The following is a 24,783-nucleotide window of genomic DNA, read 5'->3' as shown; positions in this document are numbered from 1 at the left end:
TTTTTACTTTACATTTCATATACACAATATATACTAAATTTTTAGTAAAAAATGGAAATTTGTTTACAATTTAAATTTAATCATGTCAATAATATTATTTCATTTTTTTTTATTTAAATACTTTTCGGCATCTAAAGCCGCCATACATCCAGTAGCTGAAGAAGTAATAGCTTGTCTATATACATGATCAATTACATCCCCTGCTGCAAAAATTCCTTCAATACTAGTTTTAGTAAATCCGCTATGTATTCCAAATTTAACAGAAATATATTCATTTTTCATCTTTAGCTGATCTTTAAAAATTTTTGTATTAGGAATATGTCCTATAGCTATAAAAACTGCTGAAATACTTATAGTAATAAATTTATTATTATTTATATTAGATTTTATTCTAATTCCAGTAACTCCTTCTTTTTCTCCTAAAATTTCATCAACTATAAAATTTGTAAACAATATTATTTTTTCTTTTTTCACCTTTTCTTCTAACTGATGGATCAACACTCTCTCTGCACTAAAAATTTTATTTCTATGAACTATAAAAACTTTTCTAGCTATTTTTGATAAAAACAGAGCTTCTTCTACAGCAGTATTACCTCCACCTATAACTACTACATCTTTGTTTATATAAAAAAATCCATCACAAATAGCACATGTGGATACTCCTTTTCCTTTAAACTTATTTTCTGAACTTATCCCCAAATACCTAGGAGAAGCACCAGTTGCTATAATCAATGCATCAGTTTTATAACAAAATGTACGACCTATTAGATAAAATGGTTTTGTTAAAAAATCCACTTCTAGGATTTCATCATTTATTATATCAACTTTAAATTTTTTTGCATGATTATGCATTCTATCCATTAAGTCTATTCCACTTAAAGCTGAAATATCTCCTGGCCAGTTTTCAATACTATACGTTGTAGTTAATTGTCCTCCTACCATATTTCCCGTAATTAATATTGGAAATAAATTAGCTCTAGATGAATAAATTGCAGCAGTGTAACCAGCTGGACCGGATCCTAGTATCAAAAGTGAGGTATTTTTAGTTTCCATTTTTATTTTATAAATACATTTATTTAACTAATTTAAAATTTATTTATTTTTAATACTTTATTTATTTTCAAAATTTTATATACTATAAATTTTAAATATAAAAAAATAATTTTTAATATATAATATTATTATTTAAATTAATTCTAATATAAGTATTATTTTATATGTTATTCTAATTAAACGCAAATAAATGAGTTTATCTTCTATACATATTTAAAATCCTAATATAAACTATATATTTATTCTAAATAAAAATATTCAATATAAACTCATATAAATGTGAAAACGTCATATCTTTTTTTAAACTGATTCTAGGACAAAAAATGAATAAAATATTCTTATTTATCTTTGCAGTATTATTATCAGTATCTTCAATAGCATTCGATAAACAATTAGATCTAGAAAATCGATTAAATCATTTAAAAAATATATTTTTAGAATTTAAACAAAAAATAATAGATAAAGATGGAAAACAAATTTTTGATGCTCAAGGAAAACTTTGGATTAAAGACAAAACTACTTTTTATATTCATATAGATTCTCCTAGTCCTGTAAAAGTCATATCTAATGGAAAAACTGTATGGCATTTTAATATAAAAGATCGTTCTGTAACTGTTCTTCCATTTGAACATATGAAAAAGAATGTACAAATTCTATCTATGCTAAATGATCCATCATTTCTAAAAGCAATAGTAAACAAACATAAAAACAACGCATTTAATATGATTCTAAGTGAAAAATTTTTACCTTATAAGAAAATTAATATAAATATCACAGAAGAAGGAATTATTAAAAGAGCTGAGTTCATAGATGATACTGGTGAAAGAATTATATTTGAGTTCCGAAGCCAAAACAAATGGGATGTAGAACCAGATAAATTTAATTTTGTAATTCCAGAAAGAACTGAAGTTAATGATCTGAGACTAAGCAATTCAAGTAATAGTTAATTATTAATAAAATTTTTTATAACATTTAAAATCATGTTTGCGTTTTTTTATTATTGAAATCAAATAATTAAAACTTAACGCAAACTACACTCACCTTCTTTTTGTAAAAAAAAATGTTAGATCCAATCTTATTTCGTATTCAACCTGAATTAATAAAAAAAAAACTAAAAACTCGTGGATTTAATTTAGACATACATAGAATAAACACGTTAGAATCTAAAAGAAAAATTCTTCAATTATACACTGAAAACCTTCAAAAAAACCGAAATCATATATCAAAATTAATTGGAAAATTTAAATTACTATCTAAAAAAAATTCGCATTTGAAAAAAAAAGTAGTAAATATTAACAATAATATTCAACATAATAAAAAAAACTTATCTCTATTAAAAAGAATGATTTTACAGTTTTACCTCAATATACCTAACATACCTCATAAAGATACTCCAATAGGAAAAAACAATACAAATAATCACGAAATATCCAAATGGGGGGATAAATATAAAAAAACCAATATACTATTTAAAAACCACATTCAACTTGGAAATAATGTTTTCGGATTCGATTCTAATCCAAATTTAAATATATCTGGTTCTCAGTTTATTATCATGAAAAATAAAATTGCTTTGCTTCATAGAGCACTTGGTCAATTTATGTTGGATTTACATACAATAAAACATGGATATTCAGAAACATATATTCCTTATATAGTAAATTCAGACTGCTTATATGGAACAGGACAATTACCAAAATTCAAAGAAGAACTTTTTCATATTTATTCTAAAAATAAAAAAAATTTAGAGTATTCTTTAATACCAACTTCAGAAGTACCACTAATAAACTTATTTAAAAACAAATTAATTAATAAAAATGATCTACCTATCCTACTAACAGCTTATTCTCCTTGTTTTCGATCAGAAAATTATTCCTATGGACAAAATACAAAAGGATTAATTCGAACCCATCAATTCGAAAAAGTAGAAATTATACAAATTGTTCACCCAAAAAAATCGTCTTTAGCTTTAGAAAACATAACTCATCATGCGGAAAAAGTATTAAAACTATTAAAATTACCATATAGAAAAGTTCTCTTATGCTCACAAGATTTAGGATTTTCTGCTTCTAAAACTTATGATTTAGAAGTTTGGTTCCCATCTATGGATAAATATATAGAAGTATCTTCTTGTTCTAATATGTTAGATTTTCAATCAAGAAGAATTAATCTAAAATATTCTAGAAAAAAAAATCATAAAAATAAATTTTTACATACACTAAACGCATCTGGATTAGCTGTTGGAAGAACACTAGCTGCCATTATAGAAAATTATCAACATGCTGATGGTAAAATAGAAATTCCTACTATTTTACAAAAAAAATATATGAATGGATTAAAATTTATACAATAAAAATTGATTAAATTAATATTTAATTTTTCAAAAACATATTATATTAATAATTTTTATAATTTAAATACTAGATGAGAAAAAAATGAATAGTGAAATTTATAATTTTAGTGCTGGACCAGCTATGATTCCAAAAAAAGTCTTAAATATTATTTCTAAAAATATTAAAAACTGGAATAATTTAGGAGTTTCTATTATTGAAATAAGTCATCGTTTTAAAGATTTTATTGATATGTTTGAAACAGCAAAAAAAAATCTAAAAAAAATAATGAATATACCTGAAAACTATAAAATATTGTTTTGTTCTGGAGGAGCTAGAGCTCAATTTTACGCTGTTCCTATGAATTTATTAAATACAACTCACACAGCAAACTATATTAACAGTGGTTACTGGTCTAAAAGCGCATTTATAGAATCTCAACGTTTATGCTCTTCTAAATTAATAAATGTGCGTAGAATAAAAGATGGAAAACATTCCATTTTACCGATGCAAGACTGGAAAATAAATAATAAAACATCCTATATTCATTATTGTCAAAACGAAACAATAGAAGGTATTTCTATATATGAAAGACCAAATTTTAATAAATCAATTGCAGTAATAGCTGACTTTTCTTCAAGTATATTATCTAGAAAAATAAATATTAAAGATTACGGAATAATATATGCTAGTGCTCAAAAAAATATAGGACCGTCTGGTGTAACAATAGTTATCATTCGTGAAGATTTAATCAAAACATGTAATAAACATTGTCCATCTATTTTAAATTATCAAACTATTTTAAAAAATAAATCTATGTTTAATACTCCAGTTACTTTTTCTTTATACGTAGCAAGTTTAGTATTTGAATGGATAAAAAAAATGGGAGGAATTAAAGAAATTGAAAAAATAAACGAAAAAAAATCAAATCTATTATACAAAACAATAGATGATAGTTCACTATATACTAATTCAATTGCAAAAAAGAATAGATCATCTATGAATGTTTCATTTTTCTTAAAAGATGAAAGATTAAATGAACTGTTTTTAAAAAAAACACATAAAAATGGTCTTTTATTTTTAAAAGGGCATTCTTCAATAGGTGGTATGCGAGCTTCTATTTATAATGCTATGACTTTTAATGGAGTAAAAAAGCTATCTCAATATATGAAATATTTTGAAAAAAAATATGGATAATTTAGTTAATTATTATTTAAATGGTAAACAATATTTAAAATATAAAAAAATTTTTTCTTTTAGGAACTTCAATATATGAATAAATCTTTAACTATAAAACCTATTTCTTATGTTCAAGGGAAAATAGATTTACCTGGTTCAAAAAGTATTTCTAATAGAGTACTTCTTATGTCTGCACTTGCTCACGGAAAAACTAGTCTAATAAATTTATTAGATAGTTATGATACCCAATACATGCTTCTAGCTTTAAAAGACTTAGGTATACATTATGTTTTAGAAAAAAATAAATCTATTTGTCATATGTATGGAAACGGAATAAATTTTAAAAATAATAAAAAATCCTCTATATTCTTAGGAAACGCAGGAACAGCTATAAGATCTTTAGTAGCAGTTTTATCTTTAGTTAATAATGATTTTATTATTACTGGTGATAAAAGAATGCAAGAACGTCCTATAGGAGATTTAATTGACTGTCTAAAACAAGGAGGAGCTAAAATTAAATATATGAAAAAAGAAGGCTTCCCACCAATACATACCAAAGGAGGATTTATTGGAGGAAACATTTCAATACGTGGAAATATTTCTAGCCAATTTTTATCAGCACTTTTAATAGCATCTCCATTAGCTATAAATGATACTACTATTACAGTAACAAATAAATTAGTGTCAATTCCCTATATAAGAATGACACTAAAAATCATTCAACATTTTGGAATAAAAATAAAACATGAAAATTATAAAAAATTTTATATTACAGGACAACAAACTTATCTTAGTCCAAGACTTTACTATATAGAAAGCGATCTATCTTCAGCTACTTATTTTTTAGCAGCAGCAGCTATTAAAGGTAAAAATATTGTTTTAAATAATATATATAAAAATAGCATACAAGGAGATATTAGATTTATTCATATACTTCAAAAAATGGGTGCTATAATATTTTGGGGAGAAAATTTTGTAAAATGTTCCAAAGGAAAATTACATGGAATTGATATGGATATGAATGATATTCCTGATGCAGCCATGACTATTGCTATAGTAGCATTATTTTCTCATGGAACAACAACTATTAGAAACATATATAATTGGAGAGTTAAAGAAACAGATAGATTGCATGCAATGTCTACTGAATTAAAAAAAGTTGGTGCTATAATAGTAGAAGGTGAAGATTATATTTCTATTACTCCTCCTAAAAAATTTATTCCATCTTCTATTAATACATACAACGATCATAGAATGGCAATGTGTTTTTCTCTTATACCTTTATCAGAAAAATCAGTTAACATAATAAATCCAGATTGTGTAGCAAAAACATTTCCAAATTATTTCTCTGCTTTTAATAGCATAAGCTTCTATAATTAAATATAGTGCATTTTACAAAAAATTTTCGTATGTCTATATCTTATATAAATATCTTAAAAATAAGATTTGTATTATTAATATATATATATATAAATAATATTTTATATTTAAAATAAAAAATTTCTATAGAAATAGATTTTTATTAAAAATAAAAATAAAATTAATTAATTTTAGTTATCTAATAAAAACCAGATACTATTTTTAAATAATTTAATGTATTTGTATGTATATGTATAACATATATTTATATTTAAAAAAATAACAATAATCTTTTAATTAAAAATTTATTCTATTCAAATATTATGAATATTCCAGTAATTACTATTGATGGAACGAGCGCTTCAGGAAAAAGTACTTTATGTAAAAAAATATCTAAAAAAATAGGATGGTTTTCACTAGAATCTGGTTTTATATACAGAGCTGTTGCTCTTATTTATTTACAATATTCATCTGTTATTATACCAAAAAAAGTTGTTTTTATTGCAAAAAATTTAAATTGCTTTTTATTTATAAAAAAAAAAAAATTTAAAGTAATTTATAACAAAAAAGACATTACAAATAATGTTTTTACAGAAAAAACTTCTATGCTTGCCTCTAAAATATCACAAATTCCAGAAATACGGAATATATTGTTAAATATTCAAAAATCATTCCGATTAAATCCTGGCTTAGTAGCTAATGGAAGAGATATGGGTACTGTAGTTTTTCCTGATTCTAAACTTAAATTTTTTTTAATATCAAATTTAAAAATTCGTTCTTATAGAAGAATGCTTCAATTGAAAAAAAGAGGAATAATTACTAATTTTAAAAAAACATATTCTGAAATTCAAAAAAGAGACAATCTTGATATTTTTAGAAAAATATCTCCTTTAAAACCATCAAAAAATGCTATAATATTAGATACCAGTTATATTAATACAACTGAAATGTTTAATATTTCAATGAAATATATTAAATCTAAATTTAATTTATTCTAAATTAGAAAAATAGCCCTAAAAAATGGAAAATTTTAGAAAAATGTACTATATCTTAACAAAAATATGGAAATTAAAAAGATTAAATAATATATATATATATATAAAATATGACCGAAACATTTTCTCAATTACTTGAAGAATCTTTTCAAAAAATAAAAACCGCTCCAGGATCAATACTAAAAGGAATAATTATATCTATAGGTAAAGATTCCGTAATAGTAGATGCTGGATTAAAATCTGAATCATCTATTCCAATCGAACAATTTAAAAATAAAAAAGGAGAATTAGATATCTCTATAGGAGATTTAACCGAAGTTTCGCTAGATACAATAGAAGATGGATTTGGAGAAACAATACTATCTAGAGAAAAAGCTAAAAGACATGAATCTTGGTTGTTGCTAGAACAATCTTTTAAAGAAAAAAAAACTATTAATGGAACAATAGATGGAAAAGTAAAAGGCGGATTTACAGTTTCTCTAGATGAAATCAGAGCTTTTTTACCAGGTTCTTTAGTTGATGTAAGACCAGTAAGAGATACAATGCACTTAGAAGGAAAAAATTTAGACTTTAAAGTAATAAAACTAGATAAAAAACGGAATAATGTAGTAGTTTCTAGAAGAGCAGTCATTGAATACGAAAATAGTGCTGAAAGAAATCAGTTGTTAGAAAAACTACAAGAAGGACTAAAAATAAAAGGAATAGTAAAAAATTTAACTGAATATGGCGCTTTTGTAGATTTAGGAGGAGTTGATGGACTACTTCATATCACGGATATGGCTTGGAAAAGAGTTAAACATCCTAACGAAATAGTTAGTATTGGAGACGAAATATCAGTAAAAATTCTAAAATTTGATCGTGAAAAAACTCGTGTTTCATTAGGACTAAAACAACTAGGAGAGGATCCATGGATAGCTATTTCTAATCGTTATCCAGAAAAAACTATCCTAAAAGGAAGAGTGACAAATTTAACAGATTACGGATGTTTTGTTGAAATAGAAGAAGGAATTGAAGGATTAGTTCACGTTTCTGAAATGGATTGGACTAATAAAAATATACATCCTTCTAAAGTAGTTAATGTAAATGATATTGTAGAAATCATGGTACTAGATATAGATGAAGAAAGAAGAAGAATATCTCTAGGAATAAAACAGTGTAAAAAAAATCCATGGAAAAATTTTTCAGAAATTCACAAAAAAGGAACTCAAGTAATAGGAAAAATAAAATCTATTACTGATTTTGGAATATTCATTGGTCTTCCGGGTGGAATAGATGGTCTAGTACATTTATCCGATATTGACTGGAATTCTTCTGGAGAAGAAACTATAAAAAAATATAAAAAAGGAGAAGAAATTACAGCAATTGTACTTCAAGTAGATCCTGAAAGAGAAAGAATATCTCTAGGAATAAAACAATTACAAGAAGATCCTTTAAATTTTTATTTAAAATTAAAGAAAAAAAATAGTACTTTTACAACAGAAATTAAAAAAATAGAAGAAACACGAATTATAACAAAAATGAAAAATAATATTCATGGAATCGTAAAATTACCTGAATCATCTGAAAAAAATAATAATATTAATGTAAAATATAAAATAAATGATATTATTTCTACAAAAATAAATAACGTAGATAAAAAACATAGAACAGTTTATTTAACTATTATTCCAAATAAAACCAAGTTGGAAAAAGAAAAAAACGACACAACACACTCTAGTACAGCAAAAAAAGAAAAATTTTCGAATGCTATGATGGAAGCGTTTAAAGCTGCAAAAAATAATGAGTAATCAATATTTAAATGATTAAATAATCATTACAATATTTTATTTTTTACATTTATTAAAAACAAATCAAATAACATTCAATTATTGCATTAATAGTATTAGATACTATTTAAAATAAAATATTTTATTTAATATTTTATTTTTCTATACAACTAAATTGCTACTTCAATAAGTAGCAATTTAGTTCTTCTAACTATAAACAACTTCTACATTCCTTTAAAAAAATGAAAAAAAAAACCACATTACCTATAATTATAGGAAACTGGAAATTAAACGGAACAAAAAATAAGTTAAATTCATTTTTTAAATTTATAAAAGATAAATCATTAAAGATAAAAAAAAATTTAACTATATTAGCTCTTCCAAATATTTATTTAAATTATGCTCAAGAACTAGTATCAAAATTAAATATTAACTGTAAAATATCAGCACAAAACATAGATATTCATAAGCAAGGACCATATACTGGAGAAACATCGGTAAATATGTTATCTGATATTAACATAAAATATACTATAATAGGACATGCAGAACGCCGTTACTATCATTCGGAAAACAATGACATTATTGCAAAAAAATTTATTTTATCTAAACAAAAAGGTATTATTCCCATTTTATGCCTTGGAGAAAATCAATTAGAAAAAGATTGCGGAAAAACAGAAGAAATAATATTAAGTCAATTAAATGCTATTGCTAGTATAGATAAACAAAATAAAACTATATTTAATAATTCTATTATTGCTTACGAACCAATTTGGTCAATTGGATCTAAAAAATCTGCTGATCCAGATTTAATTCAACAATTGCATACTTTCATAAAAAATTATGTTATTAAATTTCAAAATTTTAATATAGACAATTTTTATATAATTTATGGAGGTTCTGTTAACGAAGAAAATGTAAATGAATTTTTAAATAAAAAAAATGTAGATGGTTGTTTAATTGGAAATGCTTCTTTAAATAAAAAAATATTTAATAATATTTTAGTAAAATCTAATAAAATAGATAAATAAAAATTTTTATGAATTCATTATTCATATATAAAATTATTATAATTAACAATTAGTTATACATTTTTTTTATGCAATTATAACTATTTTTTATAGATATAAAAAATGTCATCGTTACAACAATTATCTATATATATATAATATAAATAACAACAATTAATACGTTAGAAAACGTATTAATTAAATAATTAATACATTATATTTTATGAATATATAAAATTTATAAAATTAAAATAAAAAAATAAATAAATTTACTTATCTGTAAACATCAATCATTTCTTAAAATAACTATATTATTAGTTCTATAAACAACAAAAAAATACATTCAATTAAACAAACATCTTCTAAACTAATTTTTTAGCTAAATTAAACCAATCACTTTTGAAAGGTCTTTTCATGTTTTTCAAAGCGTAACTAATATCATAATTTACCATTTTTCCATTTTTAATTCCAATACATTTTCCAACATTACCTTTTGTTATTAAATCTATAGCATAAGAACCCATTCTAGATGCTAAAATTCTATCGTAAGCTATAGGCTTACCTCCTCTTTGAATATGTCCTAAAATAGTAGCTCTCGTTTCTCTTTTAGTATTTTTTTCTATATATCTAGCTAAGTTTTCTACATTACAAATATGTTCTGTTATAGCTATAATCGCATGTTTTTTTCCTTTAGATAATCTATTTTTTATATGTTTAAGTAAATCTTCTTTAACATACTTAATTTCTGGTAACGCAATAAACTCACATCCTCCTGCAATAGATGCAGCTAAAGTTAAATCCCCACAACTACGTCCCATTACTTCTACTATAGATATTCTTTGATGTGATGAAGAAGTATCGCGCAACCTATCAATTGCCTCTACTACTGTTTCTAGTGCAGTTAAATACCCAATGGCATAGTCAGTTCCTACAACATCATTATCAATAGTTCCCGGTATAGTTAAACACGGAATTCCTGATTCTGTTAGTTTTTTCGCTCCTATGTAAGATCCATCTCCTCCTATAATAACTAGATAATCTATTCCTTTTTCTTTTATATTATTTATTGCAATCAATCTATTTTTTACTAAATTAAATTCTGGAAATCTAGCAGACCCTAAAAATGTACCTCCTCTATTAATCATATTTGACACACTATCACTATTTAATTTAACTATTCTATTTTTGCATAAACCTAAATATCCATCATATATCCCAAATAGTTCTAATCCCTCCATTATACCTGTTCTTACAATACTTCGAATAGCAGCATTCATCCCTGGCGCATCACCACCACTTGTTAAAATACCTATTTTTTTTTTCATAAACTTTATAACCCTTTAAATATAACGTTAAACATAAATTTATTAATATATTAGTAACCAGATAACTTAGTCTTAACGAGATATAAATAATTTATCTTTAACATTTTTATAAATTATTTCACTAATTTTAATTAAAACAATATGTATTTTTATTATTTTTTGATAAAAAACCAGAACTTTAACATTTAAATATATAGTATATATATTTATTTTTAATTCTACTGATTTACTCGTAATTATTAGTACTGATTAAATCTATATAATATATGTAACAAAATACTACTATAAACTGATATGCGTATTAATTGATATGACACTAAATTAAAAATTTATTTATTTTAAATCTTTTATTTTATTATTATGCTTAAATTTATATTTAATTTTTTTATAAAAAATAGTATCTTATTGGAAGATAATTCTTATTAAATTCATAAACAATAGGAGATCCAGTTGGAATATCTAATCTACTAATTAATACATCGTCAATATTTCCTAAATATTTTATTAATGCTCTTAAAGAATTACCATGGGCTACTATAATTATTTTTTTTTGTAATTTCATATGTGGTAACAATTTTTCTTTCCAAAATTCAACTACTCTTTTTTCAGTCAACTCCAAACTTTCTCCTTTAGGAAAATTATTTAATCCTATATTTTCATAACGTTCATCATATCCAGAAAATAAACTATTAAAATTTTTTATTTTAGGCGGTGATATTTTATAACTTCTTCTCCACTTATGTACTTTTTCTTCTCCATATTTCTTTACCATTTCATCTTTATTTAATCCTTGTAAAGCACCATAATGTCTTTCATTTAACTTCCAATCTTTATCTACAGTAACCCAAGTTTTATTTAATGTTTTTAAAATAATCCATAAAGTATGAATAGATCTCGTTAACATTGAAGAAAATGAATAATTGAAATTAATTTTATTCATTTTTAATAAATTTGCAGCTTTTACTGCTTCTTTTTTGCCTAAATCAGATAATTCAACATCATTCCATCCTGTAAACTTATTCAATAAATTCCATTTACTCTGCCCATGCCTAATTAAAATAACTTTTTTTACTGACATATACACTCCTTTAAAAAAAATGCATTGTATTTATTAAAATATTTTATATATAAGTGATGTACAAACATAATAAATAGTCTTTATTACAGAAAAATTTATAATCTTTCATCAAGCAGATACAACTATAATACCTTGATAATTAATTTATTTATCGTTATTAAATATCAATAATAAATTTATATCTACTATTGTTCATCAAAAAAATATATAATTTTATATCTAAATTGTTTTATATTAAAAATATGTATATATTTATTTATATGTTATTTAATTTAAAATATTTAACTTCATTAAAAATAATTTGTACTATAAAAATAAAATATACGTATATTTATTTATTCAAAATGTTTTATTTTCTAGTAAATTCTATTTCTTTTAAAAACAAAATTAATGTTCTCACTTATTCTAATTAAATTAATTATTATATATATATATATATTAAATATAAATATGTTGGTTAAAATATAAAATTCCAACATATTCTAAGTGATTTATTTTATAAGACATTTATACATGTAATAAAATTCTAGAAAAATCTTCTAATATTTCTTTTAATCTTGATAAAAATTGAATGGAGGTTTTCCCATCTATTATTCTATGATCATAGGATAAAGACATATACATCATAGGAAGAATAACAATACTATCTTTAACTACCATTACTCGTTTTATTATATTATGCATTCCTAAAATAGCTGTTTGAGGTGGATTTATTATAGGAATTGACATTAAAGAACCAAAAATACCTCCATTACTAATAGTAAAATTCCCTCCAGTTAAATCATCTATAGATAACTTTCCAATATTTCCCTTTAAAATAAAATCTTTAATTTTTTTTTCTATATCAACTATACTCATTTCTTCTACGTTTTTCAATACAGGAGTAATTAAACCTCGTTTTGTTGCAATAGCTACACTTATATCAATATATTTATAATAAATAATATCATCTCTATCTATTGAAGAATTAATTTCTGGAAATAATTTTAAAGATTCAGATACTGCTTTAACAAAAAAAGATGTTAGTCCTAATTTTATTTTATGTTTTTCTTCAAATTTATGCTTATATTTTTTTCTTAAACTTAAAATACTTTTCATATTTACTTCATTAAACGTTGTTGATGTTACCATATTTCTCTGTGAGAATAATAATCTTTCCGACATTTTCATTCTTAAAGGACTAATTTTTATCCTTTCAACTTTTCTTTCTTTATAATTTTGTTGATTTTCTACATTTTTTTCTTTTTCTTTTATATAATTTAAACTATTTTCAACTTTATCTTTTTTAATAATATTTAAAACATCATCTCTATTTAATCGTCCTTTTTTTCCAGTAGCAACAATCAATGTATGATCTATACTATGCTGTTTTATTAATTTTCTAACTGAAGGAGAAGCTTCTAACTCTGTTTTATTTATTAAAGATTTCTTTTTTTCCACAACAATCTTTTTTAAATTTTCTTCTTTTTGTAAAGTAATTTTTCCTAATATCTGTTTTGAAAAAATAATTTCTCCTGCTTTTATTATTATAGCAGTTAAAATACCATCTATTAAAGCGGGTACTTCTAATATTACTTTATCTGTTTCAATATCTAGTAATATGTCATCTCGTTTAACATGTTCTCCAATATTTCTATGCCAACTAATAATTTGAGCATTCGAGACAGATTCTGGAAATTCTGGAGCTAATATGTCTACTTCATTCATTATTTTTCCTAATATGAATTAATTAATTAATATTTATTGCTTTTTGTAAAATATTTTCTTGTTCTATTTTATGGCAAGAAAAACTACCTACTGCCGGTGAAGCTGATTTTTTTCTTGAAATACAAATAATGTTTGATTTGACAGGTAACAAAAGTTTTATGTTTTCTTGAAAAAAAGACCAAGCACCTTGATTTAACGGTTCTTCTTGACACCATACAAAATCATAAATATGATGACATATATTTAAAACTTGTTGAATATCCTTTTTAGGAAATGGATATAACTGTTCTACATTAATAACACATATATTAACTATATTTTTTTCTTTTATCTTTTCTAAAAGATCATAAAAAATTTTCCCAGTACAAAATATTATTCTTTTTATTACTTTATTTTCTAAAATTTCTTTAGAATAAATTATTTTTTTAAAATGTTGGTAACATATTTCGTCAAAAGAAGAATATGTTTCTTGACGTCTTAATAATGATTTTGGTGTAATAATAATTAATGGCTTTTTTTTCGTTAAAAAAGCTTGCTTACGTATTAAATGATACATTTGTGAAGCAGAAGAAGGAATACACACACATATATTATTTTGAGCACATAGCTGTAAAAATCTTTCAATTCTAGAAGAAGAATGTTCTGGTCCTTGACCTTCATATCCATGAGGTAAAAATAAAACTAAATTAGATTTTATATTCCATTTTTGTTCTCCTGAAACGATAAACTGATCAATTATCACTTGAGCTCCATTAGCAAAATCTCCGAATTGAGCTTCCCAAATTGTCAAAGTGTTTGAAGAAGCAATAGAATAACCATATTCAAATCCAAGAGCTGCTTCTTCAGATAAAACTGAATCAACAACATCAAAAAAAGAACTAAAACCATTCATTTTCATCAGAGGGATATAACTAGAACCATTTTTTTGATCATGTATTTTTAAATGACGATGAAAAAAAGTTCCACGAGAAACATCTTGCCCTGATATTCTACAAGAAATTCCGGATTTTATTAAAGTGGCATATGCTAAAACTTCGGCAGCCCCCCAATCAAACTTTAATTTATTTTTTACCATTTTTAATCTATTTGAATAAATTTTATTAACTAAAAAATGTGCATTAAAATTATCAGGAAATAAATATGCACTATTAGCTATTTGTTTTAGATAATTAGCATTCATAACTTTTTTTTCTAAAACATCATCATTATTTTTTTTTTCTTTTAAAAAATCATCTTTTACATTTATTTCTTTTTCTTTTATATATAAAAAATATTCGTTCTCTATTTTATTACGATATTCTTTTACTTTATTATTCACTTCTTCTTTAGTTATTATTTTGTTCTTAATTAAATTAGTAGAAAAGATAGAATATACCGTTGGATGATTTTTAATTTTTTTATATAAAACAGGTTGAGTTACATAAGGATCATCCGCTTCATTATGTCCATTTCTTCTGTAACAAACTAGATCTATAAATACATCTGAATTAAATGTATTACGAAATTGTAATGCTAATTTCGTTACATATATCACTGCTTCTGGATCATCTGCATTTACATGAAAGATAGGACATTGAGTCATTTTAGCAATATCAGTACAATATCTACTGGATCTAAGATCCATACTATTTGATGTAGTAAAACCAATTTGATTATTTATAACAATATGAATAGACCCATTAACGTTATATCCTGTAGTCTTGGACATATTTAGTACTTCTTGAACAATTCCTTGACCACATATCGCTGCATCACCATGAATTAATATGGGTAATATGTTTTTCACATTATTTTTTTTTTTATTTTTATCTAAACTAGCTCTTACAGTACCTAGCACAACAGAATTAACAACTTCTAAATGCGATGGATTACATTGTAAAATTAACTTAAGGTTATAGTTTTCTTCAAATTTTTTAATTAATTTATATCCTAAATGGTATTTTACATCTCCAGAAATGTTCTTCTTTCTTTTATTAGTATCACAAAATTCAGAAAATATATGTGTTATTGGTTTTTTTAAAATGTTAACTAAAACGTTTAGTCTTCCTCTATGAGCCATTCCAAATACAATTTTTGATATTTTTTCGTTTTTTGCAGATTTTATAACTGAAGATAACATTGGAATTAAAACATCTGCTCCTTCTAAAGAAAATCGTTTTGCTCCTGGAAATTTATTTTGTAAAAATTTTTCAAAAACCTCACATTTTATTAAATCTTTTAATATAGATTTTTTTTCTTTTTCTGTAATTTCAGAATAAATAGATTTGCGTGAAATATAATTTTTAATCCAATTTATTTTAAAATCACTGTCAATGTGTAAAAACTCAAACCCAATCGATTTGCAGTATAAATTTTCATAAGTTTTCAATTCATATCTGATTTTATTTTCTAAAACTAGTTTTATAAGTTTTTTTTGTAACATTGAATAATTAGTTTTTAAATATTTTTTTAAACTTGTAATATACTGTTGAAATAAATCTTCTTTTGTTAAATTCGAAACTAAAGGATTAATAGACGAAAACTTATGTCCATTTTTTTGAAAAAAAGAATCTAAAACACAAAACAGTATTTTTTTTAAAGTTGGTTTTTTTTCTTTAATATTTGTTGATTCTGAGCTATTTAATTTATATTGTTCATCTTTTATGTAACTTTTTTTAAATAAATTTTTTATATTATATTGATTATTTTTTAATTCATTAAATTCAGATTTAAAAGAAAAATCTAAAACATCTATTTTTTTTTTATTTATAAATTCATTATACAAATTTTCTAAAAACTCTTGATTACTAGAATTCATCCAAGAAGTTTTTTTTAAAAAAATCATATTATAATGTCCTTAATTTTAAGATTAATATTTTAACTTTTAAAAAAAATTATTTAAAACAATTCACTTTTTTTTAAACTTAACTTTTTATAAAAAAAATAAAACATTATTTTAAATTGGATTATAAATATCTAAAAATTCAACATGAAGACCATAAATTTTTTTTAACCATCTACCTAAATATTTTATACCGTTTCTCTCAGAAGCATAATGACCTATAGAAAAAAAATGAATTTTATATTCTTTAGCATAATGAATAGTTTCTTCTGATACTTCTCCAGTAATAAAAGCATCTACACCAAACTCCCCGGATTGTTTAATGAACGATTGACCTTTTCCACTACACCAAGCTATTTTATTTATATATTTAGATCCTGTTTTCCCAAAATAAAAAGGTGATCTAAAAAATGCTTTTTTTATTCTTTTGTATAATTCTATTCCTGTCATCTTTTTATCAGTGTTGCCCCACGAAACATATTTTGTTATATTGTTCTGATAATTAATATTTAACTTTCTTCCAATATGAAAATTATTTCCTAATGTTTTATGAACATCTAAAGGTAAATGCCACGCATATACATTAATGTCATTACTTAAGATCTTCTTTAATCTTTTTCTTTGTATTCCTCTAATAATATGTAAGTCTCTATTCCAAAAACAACCATGATGTACTATTACTGCATCAACTTTTTTTTTTATAGCATATTCTAACAATTCTTGACAAATAGAAACTCCAGAAATAATAGAATTAACTTGTTTTTTTCCTTCAACTTGTAATCCATTAAAAGTATAATCTTTAAATAAATGAACTTTTAATTTAGCGTTTACTACTGATTCTAACTCAATATTATTCATACTATTAATTACTCATATTCTTTTGCTAACGTGATTAATTTTAAAAATTTTTTGTATTCAATATTATGAATAACAATAAATATTGGATAACGTATAATTTTTTTTTGTATGCACATACATGATCCAGGATTATGTATGCAATATATAGGAACATGAATTAACTCTTTTAAAAAACTTTTAATATATTTGCATAAATAATCAAATTTTTTACATTGATCTATAGGATTAAACGTTCGAATGTATGGAACATTATCACATCCAGTTGATGATATCCATTGCCATCCACCATTATTAGACGAAAAATCTCCATCGATTAACTTGGACATAAAATATTTTTCACCTAATCTCCAATCAACCAGTAAATTTTTTACTAAAAAATTAGCAGTTATCATTCTTAATCTATTGTTTATCCAACCTAATTTATTCAATTGTTTCATACCTGCATCCACTATAGGATACCCTGTTTTACCTTTTTTCCACATTTTAAAAAAATGCATATTATTTTTCCAAACAATTTTTTTTTCCCATTTTCGTAAAGATTTATTTTTACTTAAGATAGGATATCCATTTAACAAATGTTTAAAAAACTCTCGCCAAATTAATTCATTTATCCATATAAAAACAAATTTATTGTCTAAAAAATCAAATTCTTTTTCTATGGATGTCAAGAAACATTGTTTCGGAGATAAAACTCCAATACTTAAATATGGAGATAAAAAACTATTTGATTTTAATGCAGGATAATCTCTATATAAAAAATATTTTTTAATCTTTTGTAAACAAAACTGTTTTAATTTAAATAAAGCATTTTTTTCTCCTACTGGAAAAACATTTTTATCAAAATTTTCTCTTGGAAATTTAAAAGAATATACTCTACACCGATAAACTAAATTTAATTTTTTTCTAGAAGGTTTTGGAAAAATAAAAAATTTAGTAACATTTAACTTGCTTATTATTTTTTTTTTAAAAGAATGAAAAACTTGATACGTATTTTTAACTTTTGTTAATATTTTTTTAGGATTAAATAATAAACTACCATGAAATCCATTCATACTAATATTATTAATATTTAATTTGTTTTCTATGTCAATATCACATTTTCTTTCAATATATTCGTATTGATAATTGTAAAAAACAGAATTTACTTTATGTTTTAAACAAAATTTAACTATTAATTTTTTTAACACTGAATTACTATTTACTTCATAATAGTAAAACATTATTCCAATTTTAAACATGTCCTTAGATAAACTACATATATGTTCATATATAAACTGCGCTTTTTTATGAGACATATTATTTTTTTTCCACTGTTTTGGAACAGACGTAAAAATTCCTAATACTGTATCTTTTTTATTTTTACACGCAGTATATAAAGCTTCATTATCTGTCAATCTTAAATCACTTCTAAACCACATAAGATGAATATTCATATTTATATAACTTAATAAAAAATAACATATACGTTTATTAATATAAAATTTAAAATTTTTATAAGTATAAAACTTTATTTTTATATAAAATATTCATATGTGTTAAGATATAATAATCTATATTTGATATATATTTTATATGTATAGTATATCACGTTATTAACTATTCAATAAAAGTTATCCTTTTTTAAACAATTTAACTTAATATAATTCTTGGACCTCAAATATGAAAAAAATAGGAATTTTTTTTGGTTCCGATACTGGAAATACAGAAAAAGTAGCTTTTTTAATACACGAACAATTAGGAAACGCAATTTCAAGCATGTTTAATATTTCTGAAATAAAAAAAAAAGATATAGAAAAGTATAACATTCTTATGTTTGGTATACCTACATGGTACTACGGTGAATTACAATGCGATTGGGAAGATTTCCTACCAAATTTTAAAACTATGGATTTTAAAAATAAAACAGTGGCTTTTTTCGGATGTGGTGATCAAGAAGATTATTCAGAATATTTTTGCAATGGAATGAGAACTATATACGACTTAATTCTTAAAAAAGGAGCAAAATGCATTGGAAAATGGAAAAATGAAGGATATTCTTTTAAGTCATCTACTGCACTGTTAAATGAAAAATATTTCCTTGGACTAACTATTGACGAAGATAGACAATCTGAGTTAACAGAAGAAAGAGTTTATATATGGGTAAATTCTATAAAAAAAGAAATAAACTTGTTTAAATAAAGAATAGTAATAATAACTTTAATTTTATATATAGATCCAATATTATATTAATAATAAATATTAATGTAAAAAATTAAAAATACATTCTATGTTTATAATGTAAATAAATTTAAAATACATATGAATATATTGTTTAAATAAAAATATAAATATGTATTTACATAATTTAACAGTGATTCGTTGTATAAAATTTTATTATTTTTTACTATAACATGTGACGATAATCATTCGTCACATGAAAAAAACAATTATATTTTTTATTAAATAGCTAATATTTAATATAAAGTATTTTTATATAATAAAAAATACTCAAATTACTAATTTAAATATCTTATAATTAAGAATTATAATCAAAATCATTCTAAAAAATAAGAAAGATAGTTAAGAACAAATAAGCTCTACAAGATCAAGAACTTTAGTAGAATATCCTGTTTCATTATCATACCAAGATATTATTTTAGAAAAATGATTATTTAAGGATAATCCAGCCGTAATATCTACAATAGAAATTAATTTACTTCCATTAAAATCTGAAGAAACAACGGGATCTGTAGTATATCCTAAAATATCTTTCATAGAACTACTAGAAACGTATTTTATTAATTCACAAATATCTTGATAACTTGCCGATTTTTTATGACGAAAAGTTAAATCTACTACAGATACATTAGGTGTTGGAACTCGAAAAGCTATTCCTGTTAATTTTCCATTTAGTTCTGGTAATATTTTTCCCACTGCTTTAGCTGCTCCAGTAGAAGAAGGTATAATATTCTGAATAGCTCCTCTACCCCCTCTCCAATCTTTACTAGAAGCACCATCTACTGTTTTTTGTGTAGCTGTTACCGAATGAACTGTAGTCATTAATCCTTCTAAAATATTAAATTCATCATGTATTACTTTAGCTAAAGGAGCTAAACAATTAGTAGTACAAGAAGCATTTGATACAACTAATTCACCTTTATAAGCATCAAAATTAACTCCGCGAACAAACATAGGAGTATCATCTTTAGATGGTCCAGTAATAACTACTTTTTTCGCTCCTGAAGATATATGACTTAATGCACTTTCAGTAGTTAAAAAAATTCCAGTAGATTCTATAACTACATCTACAGAATATTTACTCCATAAAATATCTTTTGGATTTTTTTTAGCAGATGTAAATATTTTTCTATTATTTACAATTAAACAATCTTCTTTTACTTCCACACTTTTTAAAAATGAACCATGTGTAGAATCATATTTTAACATGTAAGCCATATATTCAGCGCTAACTAAATCATTTATAGCTACAATGTCAACGTTTGAATTATTTTGTGCTATTCTAAAAACTAATCTACCAATTCGTCCAAACCCATTAATACCCACTCTTATTTTCATTCTAATTTACCATTTTATTTTTATATATATAAACAACAATTTATTAAAATTAAAAAATATTAAAACTAATCTTGTAAGTACTATTATTATTTTTCAAATGTAATTACATTACTGTAATTAAAATAATATTTACATCAAATATTTTATAGTTAATTAACTTAATATATTAAATTATAAAAATAGTATGAATATTTATTCATAATAATTTTCAACTATACAAATTAATAATTATACTTTATTACCCAAGCAAACAGCAATTAAAAATAAAATACATTAATTATATTACGAAACTAAAATTCTATTTCATATAAATTTTAACTCATATTTATATACAAGAAAATTATAAAAGTTCATTAAATAAATTTAAAAATTAAATTTATTTTTAAAAAAATAAATACTCATATTGTGATAAAATCTAATAATAACTCTATTTAATTTAATATATTTTATCTATAAACTGATTAATTATTAATAACCTATATATTTTTTTATAAATAAAATTATAAATATATTTAAAAAATATAATACTTATCATATAACATGAATTTATGTTTGAATAATTATTCAATTATTATTTATATTCATTTTTGTAAAAACAAATGTAAAAAATATTATTTTGTCAAAAAATATAAAATATGTATTTATTATTTATAATTAATATATAAATTCACTCCATATAAAATATTAAAAATTAGTATTTTTTCTAAAAAAGGAAAATTTATTCTAAAAAATTTTTTCTAAAATATACAAAAATTTTTCACCTTAATTTTTTATATACAAAGTATCATAATTAACATTTATTGTTTTTTTATTAAAAGAATGTTAAAAACATAACTTTTATCTAAAAAATCATTTATATATAAAAAATAATTCATATGAAATATAATTCTAAAATTATGAATATATTGATATAAATGTTTTTATAATTTGCTTCTTTAATAAAAAAACTATATAACATCTCTTATATAACATTATATTTAGTATATTATGTATTTTACGTATTAAATAAAATTATTATTTTAAATTTTAACTACATAATTTAAAAAAAATTTGTTAATATTTATCCTAAAAATCAATGTTTTTTTAAAAAATAACTATTTATATAAAAGATATTTTATATATTATTCAAACAATTTTTTTTTAAAGATTTTTTTTTATTATTAATCCATAATATTGCTATATATATGTAAATAATAAATTAGTAATTTTTAAATTTTAAAAAATATTAATTATGTATAAAGTTTTTAAAAAAATAAGTAATAATTATTATTATTAATTTAAATAAAATTTTATATAAACAATTTATAATATCGTGTATTTATTGCAATAATAGTTTTAAACTGTTTAATATAAATACTATTCATTAAATAAATTTATATTTAAACATATAAATGTAATTTTTCTTAAAAATATTAATATACTAATTTTCTATAAAAATAGAATTAACTGTTCTATGCAAATTAAATTTATTTCTTACAATTACTAATATCATATTTCATTAAATCACGCGATTTAATTTTATTTAAATAAATGTATATATACTAAATTATATATATATATATATTTATTATTTATGTATAACTATATATTATAAACAATAAAATTTAAAGAAACGAAAACAGTGAATATACAAATTCAACATTGTCTAGAATTAAAAGTAAATCAACTAGTAGTGCATATAGAACACGGAATTGGATTATATAAAGGATTAACTACTTTAACAACACCAAATGGTATTACTACTGAATATTTAATTATAGTCTATGCCAATAAAGCAAAACTATATGTACCAATATCATATCTACATCTAATTAGTCAATACCAATCATATACTAACACTAACATTCCTCTAGATAAGTTAGGGAACTCTAATTGGAAAAAAGAAAAGCATAAAGTATTTAAAAAAATTCACGATTATGCAGCAAAATTATTAGATACATATTCATTAAGAATATCTAAAAAAGGCTTCTCTTTTTCAATACAATATACAAAATATAAAAAATTTATAAAAAAATTTCCATTCACAACTACTCCAGACCAAGAAAAAGTAATTAATACTGTATTAAAAGATATGCACAAATCTACTCCAATGGACAGGTTAGTTTGCGGTGATGTAGGTTTTGGAAAAACAGAGGTAGCTATGCGAGCTGCATTTATAGCAGTATGCAACTCTAAGCAAGTTGCGATATTAGTTCCTACTACTTTGTTAGCTCAACAACATTTTAATAATTTTTCTCAAAGATTTAAAAATTGGAATGTAAAAATTGGAATTCTGTCTAGATTTTCTTCTGATAAACTTATTAAGTCTAATATACAACAAGTATCTCAAGGAACAATTCATATTTTAATAGGTACTCATAAAATGTTATTTAGCTCTATAAAATGGAAAGATTTAGGTTTATTAATTATTGATGAAGAACATAGATTTGGAGTATTAGATAAAGAAAAAATAAAAGAAAATTATATTAATATCGATATTTTAACATTAACAGCAACTCCTATACCTAGAACCTTGAACATGACAATTAATGGAATACGGGATCTATCTATAATAGCTACTCCACCAGAAAAAAGACGATCTATAAAAACTATTATTGAAAACTATGATGAAAATATTATAAAAAAAGCTATTAAAAAAGAAATTGAAAGAAAAGGGCAGGTGTATTTTATACATAATAATATAATGACAATTCAAAAAAAAGCTAATTTACTAAAAAAATTAATTCCTGAATCAAAAATAGCTGTTGCTCATGGAGGTATGAAATCTTCTTATTTAAAAGAAATAATAAAAAAATTTTATTTAAAAAATTTTAATATATTAGTATGTACTACTTTAATTGAAACAGGTATTGACATACCAAACGTTAATACTATTATTGTCGAACGCGCGGATCAATTTGGTTTGTCTCAATTACATCAACTAAGGGGTCGAATTGGACGATCTCATCACCAAGCATATGCTTGGCTATTGGTTCAAAACTTTAAAAAAACAACTTTAAACGCTCAAAAAAGATTAGAAGCTATTTCTAAGTTTGAAGATCTTGGAGCTGGTTTTATATTATCCTCTCATGATTTAGAAATTAGAGGAATTGGAAATCTTTTAGGTAATGAACAAAGTGGACATATCAACTCGATTGGTTTTTCTTTATATATGAAATTATTAAATCAAGCTATTAAAAATTTAAAATCAGGTAATTCTACATCTTTAGAAAAAATGTTATCTTTTCAACCAGAAATAGAACTATATATTATTTCATTAATTCCCTCACAATACATTTCTAACGTTAATAAACGACTATTTTTTTATAAAAAAATTTTTAGTGCAGAAAATAAGTTAGAATTAAAAAACATAAAAAAAGAACTCAATTTAAAATTTGGAACTATTCCGAATGAAGTTAATAATTTAATAAAAATTTCTTATTTAAGAATAATTTTTAAAAAAATAGGAATAAAAAGAGCTATACTTAATAAAAATACGGGAAAAGTATGTTTCGATAAAAAAACACCTATATCACATCATATTTTAATACAAAATTTATCAGATTACCCAATTTTATCATGGAGTTTTTCTTCAGAAAAATGCATCCAAATTCACTATAAACTTTGTAATGAAAATATTAGATTAGAATGGATTTTATCTTTTGCCATAAAAATTGCTATGATGGTTACTAAAAAATAAATCAATTTTAATAAATACTAAATCTATTTAACTTATTTTATACAATCTATATTTTATTAATGAAATAT

17 protein-coding genes are annotated in these 24,783 nt (G+C 22.7%); 9 read left to right on the top strand and 8 right to left on the bottom strand.

Going from position 1 to position 24,783, the window contains the following annotated elements:
- Nucleotides 1–99: 99 nt before the first annotated feature.
- A complete protein-coding gene (gene trxB / locus D9V65_RS01245; protein ID WP_158341777.1) occupies nucleotides 100–1,053 on the bottom strand; it encodes a thioredoxin-disulfide reductase in 954 nt (317 codons plus the stop codon).
- Between the two features lie 323 nt (nucleotides 1,054–1,376).
- Here trxB and lolA point away from each other — a divergent pair, with 323 nt between their 5' ends.
- The 7 genes from lolA to tpiA all read left to right on the top strand — a co-directional run bounded on the left by lolA (nucleotide 1,377) and on the right by tpiA (nucleotide 9,713).
- Nucleotides 1,377–2,000 (top strand): outer membrane lipoprotein chaperone LolA, encoded by a 624-nt coding sequence (lolA, locus tag D9V65_RS01240; RefSeq protein WP_158341776.1) that lies wholly within the window; start codon nucleotides 1,377–1,379, stop codon nucleotides 1,998–2,000.
- Between the two features lie 113 nt (nucleotides 2,001–2,113).
- Entirely contained in the window at nucleotides 2,114–3,406 is a 1,293-nt protein-coding gene (gene serS / locus D9V65_RS01235; RefSeq protein ID WP_158341775.1) for a serine--tRNA ligase, read from the top strand.
- Nucleotides 3,407–3,488: 82 nt separating this feature from the next.
- Complete coding sequence (gene serC / locus D9V65_RS01230; protein ID WP_158341774.1) at nucleotides 3,489–4,580, top strand: 3-phosphoserine/phosphohydroxythreonine transaminase; 1,092 nt, start codon at nucleotides 3,489–3,491, stop codon at nucleotides 4,578–4,580.
- A gap of 75 nt (nucleotides 4,581–4,655) precedes the next feature.
- Entirely contained in the window at nucleotides 4,656–5,942 is a 1,287-nt protein-coding gene (gene aroA, locus D9V65_RS01225; protein ID WP_158341773.1) for a 3-phosphoshikimate 1-carboxyvinyltransferase, read from the top strand.
- Nucleotides 5,943–6,244: 302 nt separating this feature from the next.
- A complete protein-coding gene (gene cmk / locus D9V65_RS01220) occupies nucleotides 6,245–6,919 on the top strand; it encodes a (d)CMP kinase (RefSeq protein WP_158341772.1) in 675 nt (224 codons plus the stop codon).
- 107 nt (nucleotides 6,920–7,026) lie between these two features.
- Entirely contained in the window at nucleotides 7,027–8,703 is a 1,677-nt protein-coding gene (gene rpsA / locus D9V65_RS01215) for a 30S ribosomal protein S1 (RefSeq protein ID WP_158341771.1), read from the top strand.
- 221 nt (nucleotides 8,704–8,924) lie between these two features.
- On the top strand, nucleotides 8,925–9,713 hold the full coding sequence (tpiA, locus tag D9V65_RS01210) for a triose-phosphate isomerase (RefSeq protein WP_158341770.1): 789 nt from the start codon (nucleotides 8,925–8,927) through the stop codon (nucleotides 9,711–9,713).
- Between the two features lie 341 nt (nucleotides 9,714–10,054).
- Here tpiA and pfkA read toward each other — a convergent pair whose 3' ends face one another.
- The 6 genes from pfkA to phrB all read right to left on the bottom strand — a co-directional run bounded on the left by pfkA (nucleotide 10,055) and on the right by phrB (nucleotide 18,914).
- Nucleotides 10,055–11,017, bottom strand: a complete 963-nt coding sequence (pfkA, locus tag D9V65_RS01205) for a 6-phosphofructokinase (protein WP_158341769.1) — start codon at nucleotides 11,015–11,017, stop codon at nucleotides 10,055–10,057.
- Between the two features lie 385 nt (nucleotides 11,018–11,402).
- On the bottom strand, nucleotides 11,403–12,095 hold the full coding sequence (gene gpmA / locus D9V65_RS01200; protein WP_158341768.1) for a 2,3-diphosphoglycerate-dependent phosphoglycerate mutase: 693 nt from the start codon (nucleotides 12,093–12,095) through the stop codon (nucleotides 11,403–11,405).
- A gap of 507 nt (nucleotides 12,096–12,602) precedes the next feature.
- Entirely contained in the window at nucleotides 12,603–13,802 is a 1,200-nt protein-coding gene (sucB, locus tag D9V65_RS01195; RefSeq protein ID WP_158341767.1) for a dihydrolipoyllysine-residue succinyltransferase, read from the bottom strand.
- Between the two features lie 22 nt (nucleotides 13,803–13,824).
- Nucleotides 13,825–16,626 carry a 2-oxoglutarate dehydrogenase E1 component gene (locus tag D9V65_RS01190; RefSeq protein WP_158341766.1) on the bottom strand — a complete coding sequence of 934 codons (2,802 nt, stop codon included), beginning with the start codon at nucleotides 16,624–16,626 and terminating at the stop codon, nucleotides 13,825–13,827.
- Nucleotides 16,627–16,737: 111 nt separating this feature from the next.
- On the bottom strand, nucleotides 16,738–17,481 hold the full coding sequence (locus tag D9V65_RS01185; RefSeq protein ID WP_158341765.1) for a Nif3-like dinuclear metal center hexameric protein: 744 nt from the start codon (nucleotides 17,479–17,481) through the stop codon (nucleotides 16,738–16,740).
- An 8-nt stretch (nucleotides 17,482–17,489) separates the two neighbouring features.
- A complete protein-coding gene (gene phrB, locus D9V65_RS01180) occupies nucleotides 17,490–18,914 on the bottom strand; it encodes a deoxyribodipyrimidine photo-lyase (protein WP_158341764.1) in 1,425 nt (474 codons plus the stop codon).
- A 226-nt stretch (nucleotides 18,915–19,140) separates the two neighbouring features.
- Here phrB and fldA point away from each other — a divergent pair, with 226 nt between their 5' ends.
- Entirely contained in the window at nucleotides 19,141–19,659 is a 519-nt protein-coding gene (gene fldA / locus D9V65_RS01175) for a flavodoxin FldA (RefSeq protein WP_158341763.1), read from the top strand.
- A 381-nt stretch (nucleotides 19,660–20,040) separates the two neighbouring features.
- On the opposite strand, the gene gap is transcribed toward fldA, so the two are convergent.
- Nucleotides 20,041–21,036 (bottom strand): type I glyceraldehyde-3-phosphate dehydrogenase, encoded by a 996-nt coding sequence (gene gap / locus D9V65_RS01170; protein ID WP_158341762.1) that lies wholly within the window; start codon nucleotides 21,034–21,036, stop codon nucleotides 20,041–20,043.
- 1,597 nt (nucleotides 21,037–22,633) lie between these two features.
- Here gap and mfd point away from each other — a divergent pair.
- Nucleotides 22,634–24,715 carry a transcription-repair coupling factor gene (mfd, locus tag D9V65_RS01165; protein ID WP_158341761.1) on the top strand — a complete coding sequence of 694 codons (2,082 nt, stop codon included), beginning with the start codon at nucleotides 22,634–22,636 and terminating at the stop codon, nucleotides 24,713–24,715.
- Nucleotides 24,716–24,783 lie beyond the last annotated feature (68 nt).

This window comes from Buchnera aphidicola (Anoecia oenotherae), from assembly GCF_005080765.1.
Taxonomy (GTDB): Bacteria; Pseudomonadota; Gammaproteobacteria; order Enterobacterales; family Enterobacteriaceae; genus Buchnera_E; species Buchnera_E aphidicola_AB.
This window is presented reverse-complemented; position numbering and strand designations above follow the sequence as displayed.